The sequence below is a fragment of the Streptomyces sp. CC53 genome (assembly GCF_001865245.1).
GTDB lineage: Bacteria > Actinomycetota > Actinomycetes > Streptomycetales > Streptomycetaceae > Streptomyces.
On the sequence record NZ_MKXB01000099.1, the window covers coordinates 15,325 to 22,969 of the forward strand.

General features: G+C 75.1%; 5 protein-coding genes and 1 riboswitch. Of the genes, 4 read left to right on the forward strand and 1 reads right to left on the reverse strand.

What is annotated here, in order from left to right; genetic code table 11:
• From BJP40_RS08900 to BJP40_RS08915, 4 genes are all read left to right on the forward strand, one after another.
• Nucleotides 1-994 (forward strand): MFS transporter (locus BJP40_RS08900; RefSeq protein ID WP_071279943.1); only part of this gene is annotated, 994 nt, incomplete at its 5' end.
• A 406-nt stretch (nucleotides 995-1,400) separates the two neighbouring features.
• The gene (gene lhgO / locus BJP40_RS08905; RefSeq protein ID WP_071279944.1) at nucleotides 1,401-2,597 is read left to right on the forward strand and encodes an L-2-hydroxyglutarate oxidase; all 1,197 of its coding nucleotides are present in this window, start codon (nucleotides 1,401-1,403) and stop codon (nucleotides 2,595-2,597) included.
• Between the two features lie 464 nt (nucleotides 2,598-3,061).
• Entirely contained in the window at nucleotides 3,062-3,997 is a 936-nt protein-coding gene (gene trmB / locus BJP40_RS08910) for a tRNA (guanosine(46)-N7)-methyltransferase TrmB (RefSeq protein WP_371258614.1), read from the forward strand.
• 188 nt (nucleotides 3,998-4,185) lie between these two features.
• Entirely contained in the window at nucleotides 4,186-5,541 is a 1,356-nt protein-coding gene (locus tag BJP40_RS08915) for a PrsW family intramembrane metalloprotease (protein ID WP_071279936.1), read from the forward strand.
• Nucleotides 5,542-5,901: 360 nt separating this feature from the next.
• Here BJP40_RS08915 and BJP40_RS08920 read toward each other — a convergent pair whose 3' ends face one another.
• Nucleotides 5,902-7,134, reverse strand: a complete 1,233-nt coding sequence (locus tag BJP40_RS08920; RefSeq protein ID WP_071279937.1) for a M23 family metallopeptidase — start codon at nucleotides 7,132-7,134, stop codon at nucleotides 5,902-5,904.
• Nucleotides 7,135-7,146: 12 nt separating this feature from the next.
• Nucleotides 7,147-7,282: riboswitch (cyclic di-AMP (ydaO/yuaA leader) on the reverse strand.
• Nucleotides 7,283-7,645: the final 363 nt, after the last annotated feature.

Consider the following 7,645-nt stretch of genomic DNA (forward strand, 5'->3'; position numbering starts at 1 on the left):
AGCCGCCGTGCTCCCCGGCGTCGAGGGCGCCGCGGGGGCGGTGGTCGCGGCCGACGAACTCGCCGAGGGCGGGCACGCGCGCGTGGGGCACAGCGATGTGGCGAAGCTGCGGGAGGCCGCCGAGGACGCCCGCCGCTGGGACTCCAAGTACGGCGGCGGGGACTGGCGCTCCTCGATGGTGCCCGAGTGCCTGCGGGTCGACGCGGCACCGCTGCTCCTCGGCTCGTACTCGGACGAGGTCGGCAGGGCCCTGTTCGGGGCGACCGCCGAACTCACCCGGCTGGCCGGCTGGATGGCCTTCGACACCGGCCAGCAGGAGGCCGCCCAGCGCTACTACATCCAGGCGCTGCGCCTCGCCCGCGCGGCCGCCGACGTGCCGCTCGGCGGGTACGTCCTGGCGTCGATGTCCCTCCAGGCCACGTACCGGGGTTTCGCCGACGAGGGGGTCGACCTGGCGCAGGCGGCCCTGGAGCGCAACCGCGGACTGGCCACCGCCCGCACCATGTCGTTCTTCCGCCTCGTGGAGGCCCGCGCGCACGCCAAGGCAGGTGACGCGACCGCGGCGGGCGCGGCCCTGAAGGCAGCCGAGGGCTGGCTGGAGCGGTCCCGTGACGGTGACGCCGACCCGTCGTGGCTGGGCTTCTACTCGTACGACCGCTTCGCCGCCGACGCGGCGGAGTGCTACCGCGACCTCAAGGCACCGCGCCAGGTGCGCAGGTTCACCGAGCAGGCCCTGTCCCGGCCGACGGAGGAGTACGTGCGGTCGCACGGCCTGCGCCTCGTGGTGAGCGCCGTGGCCGAACTGGAATCGGGCAACCTCGACGCGGCGTGCGCGGCGGGCGCGCGGGCGGTGGAGGTGGCCGGGCGGATCTCGTCGGCGCGGACCACCGAGTACGTACGGGACCTGCTGCACCGGCTGGAGCCGTACGGCGACGAGCCGCGGGTGGCGGAGCTGCGGGAACGCGCCCGGCCGCTCCTGTCGGCTCCGGCGTGACCCGCGCCGCAGCCGGCAGGACCCCCTGCGCCCCGGATGCCCGCAGCAGGAGACCGCACGCCGTCCGGCCGGGCACGAGCGGGCCGCCACCGCCCCGCCAGGGTGTGGGCTGACCCCGCCCCGGAACCGCAGGCCGCAGGCCGCAGGCCGCAGGCCGCAGGCCGCAGGCCGCACCGAGAACGGCCGGACTCGGCACCGCGCCCCGTGACCGGCCGACCGATCCGCGCGCGGCGTGGTCAGGCGGGCGTCCCCGTCCACGGCCCCCACCGTGCCGTCGCCGTGGAACTCGGCCGACCTGGCGTGATCCATCTCCCACCCCGTCCCGGCCCTGGTTTAACGGCGTTGTCAGCGGGCCAGTGCACTATCGGGGTGGGAGGTGGCACAGGTGTCCGGGATCGGCGGAGGCATGTTCGACTGCGACGTCCTGGTGATCGGTGGCGGGATCGTCGGGATGTCGACGGCGTACGCGCTGACGCGTGCCGCACCCGGCACCGCGGTCACCGTCCTGGAGAAGGAACCCGGCCCGGCACGCCACCAGACCGGCCGCAACAGCGGCGTGATCCACAGCGGCGTCTACTACCGGCCGGGGTCGCTCAAGGCACGGTACGCGGTGCGCGGCGCGGCCGAGACGGTGAAGTTCTGTGCCGAGTACGGGCTGCCGCACCAGGTCACCGGCAAGCTCATCGTCGCCACCGACCGGGCCGAGCTGCCCCGCCTCCACTCCCTCGCCCAGCGCGCCCGCAGCAACGGCATCCCGGTCCGCGAGCTCGGCCCGGCGCAGATCCACGCGTACGAACCCCACGTGCGGGGCCTCGCCGCCCTGCACGTCGGGACCACCGGGATCTGCGACTACGGGGCGGTGGCGGCGCAGCTCGCCGCGGCCTCCGGCGCGGAGATCCGCTACGGGGCGCGGGTCGCGGCCGTCGACCGGCGGCCCTGGGGCGTGGCGGTCCGCACGGCGGCCGGGGACGTGCTGCGGGCCCGGGTTCTGGTGAACTGCGCGGGACTGCACTGCGACGAGGTGGCCCGGCTGGCGGGCGACGAGCCGGGCGTGCGGATCGTGCCGTTCCGGGGCGAGTACTACGAGCTGGCGCGACCCGAGCTGGTGCGGGGCCTGGTCTATCCGGTGCCGGACCCGGCGTTCCCCTTCCTCGGCGTGCACCTGACGCGGGGCGTCGACGGCGGCGTCCACATCGGGCCGAACGCGGTGCCCGCACTCGCCCGGGAGGGCTACGGCTGGTCCGTCGTCCGGCCCGGCGACCTCGCGGGGACACTGGCCTGGCCGGGCGCGTGGCGGATCGCCCGGCGGCACTGGCGGTACGGGGCGGGGGAGCTGCTCAGGTCCCTGTCGAAGCGGGCCTTCACGGACGCGGTGCGCCGGCTGCTCCCGGAGGCCGCCCCGGCCGACCTGCGGCCCGCGCCGGCGGGCGTCCGCGCGCAGGCCGTGCTGCGGGACGGGACCCTGGTGGACGACTTCCTGATCCGCGAGGCACCGCGCACGGTCCACGTGCTGAACGCTCCCTCACCCGCGGCGACGGCGTCGCTGCCGATCGGTCGCCGGGTGGCGCGCCTGGCTCTGGCCCGGTTGTCGGACGGTTCCTGACCCCGCCACCCCCGCCACCCCAGGGCCGCGCACCGCGGAGGCCGCGAGGCCGGAGACCGCGGTCAGCGGCAGGCACCGGGGCGGCGGCGACCGTGGCCAGCGGACAGCGGAGGGCCGCAGGTGGCCGGGGCCACGGCCGGCGGGACCACGCACGGCGGGATCGGCGGGCGCCAGGGCGGCGGGGGGCGGGGTGCCGCAGACGCGGGGGCAGGGGGCTGCGGACCGCACACAGCAGAAACGGCAGGAGCCACACGTGCGGAGGCAGCCGGGGGCGGACCCCACACGGCGGGGAACCCCACACGGCAGGAACCCCCACGGCAGGAACCAGGCACGGCAGGAGCACCAGGAGAAGCAGGAGCCACAGGTGGCGGGCGGCGGACGCCGGGGCGATGGGGTCCAAACCTCGGCTCCGTACTATGGACAACACTGTGCCCGAGACACCCGCGACGAGTGCGCCCACCGCGATGACCACCAGCCACGCCCCCCGGCCCAGGCCCGAGACCCTGTCCGCGGCCCCCTCCGGGGACCTTCACGACACCTCCGCCACGCCCCACGCACCGGCCTCCGCCCCCTCGCGGGCCGCGGCGGCACCCCCGGTGCGGCAGCCCGCCGGCCGCGGGCCGGAGCCCCGGTCCGACGGGGAACCGGAGGAAGCGCCGGTGCGCCGCGGCAGCCGGATGTTCCCGGACGGCGACGGGCCGTCGCCGGACCCGGCGGGCTCGCACTTCGAGCGGCGCATCCGCAGCTTCCAGCCCCGCCGCTCGCGCGTCACGGCCGGGCAGGGAGAGGCCCTGCGGCGGCTGTGGGGCACCTGGGGCCTGGACATCGACGGGCAGCGCGTCCTCGACCTCGACGCGATGTTCGGCGGTCTGCCGGTGGTCCTGGAGATCGGCTTCGGCATGGGCGAGGCCACCGCCCGCATGGCCGCCGACGACCCGTCGACCGGCATTCTCGCCGTGGACGTCCACACCCCCGGGCAGGGGAACCTGCTGGCGCTCGCCGAGCGCGCCGGCCTGACCAACGTGCGGGTCGCGAACGGCGACGCGATCATCCTGCTGCGGGAGATGCTGCGGCCCGACGCCCTCGACGGCGTGCGGGTGTACTTCCCCGACCCGTGGCCCAAGAAGCGGCACCACAAGCGGCGGCTGATCCAGCCGGCGTTCCTGGACCTGGTGGCCACGCGCATGAAGCCGGGCGCGGTACTGCACTGCGCCACCGACTGGGAGCCGTACGCGGAGCAGATGCTGGAGGTGCTCACGGCGCACCCCGCGTTCGCGAACACGGCGCCGGGCGGCGGGTACGCGCCGCGGCCCGCGTTCCGGCCGCTGACCCGGTTCGAGGGCCAGGGCATCGACAAGGGCCACGTCGTCCACGACCTGCTGTTCCGCCGCACCGCGTAGCCGGGGCCTGCCGGGGCTCTCCGCGGGTGCCCGGGCAACGGCCGCCCTGCACGCGGTCCCCGCGCCCGCCCAACGCGGTGACGGCCGACGTGCCGAGGGCCCTGCGCTCCGCCGGCCCGCCCCCGGCGCACGCGGTGACGGCGGGAACACGGTCGCGGACTGTCGGTGGCCCCGTTTAGGGTCGACGGGTGTCAGAGTCGCGCACCCAGCACCTTCCCGCAGCGGGCCGTGAACCGCAGCCCGTGATCCCGGCGTACGACGAGGCGACCGGGCCGGCGTTCGACGCCGTGCCGGAGCGTGCCCGGTGGCGCTACCGGCCGCAGCGGGCGTTCTGGCGCAGCCGCGCGGTGCGTGTCACGGCCGTGACCCTCGTGCTCGGGCTGTGCGCCCTGGTGATCCTGGCCCTCGTGCGTGAGGAGACCGGCACGGCGGGCTTCCTCGTCGGGCTGGGTCTGGCCGTGCTTCCCGTGCCGCTGCTGCTGGCGGCCTTCCGGTGGCTGGACCGGGTGGAGCCGGGCCCGTGGCGGAACCTCGTGTTCGCGTTCGCGTGGGGCGCCTTCGCCGCCGCCCTCATAGCGATCACCGCCAACACCTTCGCGACCCGCTGGATAGCCACCGCCACCGCCGATCCGGCGTCGGCGGACACCCTGGGGGCCACCGTCGTCGCCCCGGTGGTGGAGGAGAGCGCGAAAGCCGTCGCGGTCCTGCTGCTGTTCCTCTTCCGCAGGCGGGACTTCACCGGGCTCGTCGACGGGGTCGTCGTGGCCGGGTTCACCGCGACCGGCTTCGCGTTCACCGAGAACATCCTCTACCTCGGCAGCGCCTTCGGCGAGGACCAGATGGGCGGTACGGCGGGCGTCGAGTCGGTGACGGTGGCGACGTTCTTCGTACGGGTCGTCATGTCGCCCTTCGCGCACCCGCTGTTCACCGTGTTCACCGGCATCGGTTTCGGGATCGCCGCCGTGGTGGCCGCCGGTCGGCGGCGGCGCCGGTTCGTCGCGGTGGTGCTGCCGCTGGCCGGGCTGGTCCTGGCGATGGGGGTGCACGCACTGTGGAACGGCTCGACGGTGTTCGGGCCGTGGGGTTTCTTCCTCGTGTACGGAGCGTTCATGCTGCCGGCCCTGGGGCTGCTGACGTGGCTCGCCGTGTGGACGCGCCAGCGGGAGCTGCGGACCCTCGCCGGGGAGCTCCCGGCCTATGCGGCGGCGGGCTGGCTCTCCCCCGACGAGCCCCTCGCCCTGTCGTCGATGCGGGCGCGCGGCATGGCCCGGGGCTACGCGGCGAGGTTCCTCGGCCCGGCGGCGGCGCGGGCGGTCGGGGAGTACGAGGCGTTCGCGACGTCCCTGGCGTTCCTGCGGCACCGGTCGCGGCGCGGCACGGTGGACCCGGACTTCGCGGCGCGCGAGCAGGAACTGCTGCACCACCTGTGGCAGCGCAAGGACGTGGCCGGTCCCGCCCTCACGTACGCGGCGCGGGCGACCGGCAGGGCGTGGACACCGCCGCCGCACCGGGACTACACGGGCTACAACCCGTACCGGCGCTGAAGCGGCGGCGTTCCCGTCCCGGGGCCGCGAAGGCCGGTCTGCGGGGAGGGCCGGTCTGCCGGGAAGGCAGGTCTGTGGGGAGGGCAGGTCTGCGGGGAAGGCCGGTCTGTGGGGAGGGCCGGCGGCCCTGGCGTCGGGGGGGGTGTGCCGCCAGGGCCGCCGGGGTCTCGGAGCGGTCGCGGGTACGCGGCCGCGTACCGTGCCGGGCTCGCGCCGGCCCGGTCACAGCTCGCGGGCCGGCCCGGAGTCCGGTTGCCGGGGCCGCATCGCGGGGCTCGGCTCCGAACGGCGCCGCGTGGGCCCGGCCGCGGTGGCCGTTGGGGCCGGGTCGCCCCGCGCGTACCCGTACCGGCCGGAGGGTCAGACCGTGAGGCCCTTGCCGCGGAGCCACGCCAGCGGGTCGACGCCCCCGCCGCCCGGCGTGTGCACCTCCAGGTGCAGGTGGGGGCCGGTCACGTTGCCGGTCGCTCCGACGCGGCCGATGGTGTCGCCGGTGCCGACGGTCTGGCCGGCGCTCACGGTCATCGAGGAGAGGTGGCAGTACCAGACCTCGGTGCCGTCGGGCAGCTCCAGCACGATCCGGTAGCCGTACGCGCCGGACCAGCCGGCCGACTTGATCGTGCCGCCGTGGACGGCGTTCACCGGGGTGCCCGTGGGCGCGGCCAGGTCCAGGCCGGTGTGGTAGCCGGACGACCACATGGAGCCGGCCTGGCCGTACGTGGAAGTGATCGTGTAGGACGAGGTCGGCAGCGCGTAGCTGGCGGCCAGCTTGGCGAGGCGCTCGGCCTCGGCCTTGGCGGCGGCTTCGGCCTCGGCGCGCTTGCGCTCCTCCTCCTCGCGCTTGCGCTGCTCTTCCGCGGCCTTCTCGGCGGCCGCCTGCTGCGCCTCGGCCTCCGCGGCGGCGGCCTCGGCGGCAGCCTTCTCCGCGGCGGCCCGGGTCTCCGCCTCCGCGGCGGCCTGCTGCTGCTCGGCCTGCTGCAGGATGCGGGCCCGCAGGGCCTCCCCCGCGCCGGCACCGGTGTCCGCGGCGGCGCCGCGGGCCTCGGCGGCGGGCAGGGCGGCGGTGATCCCGGCGAGCGGCTCGGGGTCGTTGGCGGTGGCGCCGCCGGTCGGGGTGGCGTCGGCGTCGGCGTCGGCGCCGTCGTCGGAGACGAGTTCGCCGATCCCGGGGAGGGAGGACGCGTCGGGCAGGTCCGGGAGGGAGATCGCGAGGCGCGGCTTGTCCTGGGCGGTCGCCATGCCGCCCGCGCCGACGGCGGCTATGACACCGACACCGAGGACGGTGGAGCTGCGGGCGAGACCGCCACGCTGCTTCACGACACGGTGCCGGCCGCGCACGGGCCGCACGGTCTCCTCGGTGGGGTTCCACTCGCCCGCGGGAGCGCCGGGCTCATGGCGGTCCGAGGGGTCCTGGTGCCCGAAGGAACCGAACGGGGCGAACGAAGCGGTCGAGCCGATCGTGTCGTACGAGGCGGTCGAGCCGATCGTGTCGTACGAGGCGGTCGAGCCGATCGTGTCGTACGAAGCAGCGGAACCGGTCGTGTCGTACGAAGCACCGTAAGGAGCCTCGGGGGCAGGCCTGTTGGACGCCACGGGGGCGCTCTCCTTTCCTTCCTTCTCCGCCTACCGGGTTAGCTGACGGGTTCGGAGCAGGAAGGTCTCCTACGGGCCACATCTGGCCCGATTCACCCCAAAGGTGGTGGTTCCCCGGTTCCCTTGCGGGATTCGGCGCATGCGCGCGGTGCCGCCTCTGCGACGGCTACAACAACCGCACTGCGTTATCGAACGTTAATAGACTCCGGGGCCGTATTCCAAGCTGTTCCGACTGATCATTCCGCCCATCGAGCGGCATCAAAGACCCAGAAACCAGGACATAGAGCTCCGAGTTGACCGGAATTCAGGAGTCCGCACCGGGGCCGAATTCTCTGACGGTGTGTCAAATGTTATGCGGAGCGCTCCCTTTCCCTCACGGAAAGTGGCGGGCCGGCGAAATGCCGAACACACGACGAAGGCCCGATGCACAGGGCATCGGGCCTTCGTCCTTCAAGTAGCGGGGACAGGATTTGAACCTGCGACCTCTGGGTTATGAGCCCAGCGAGCTACC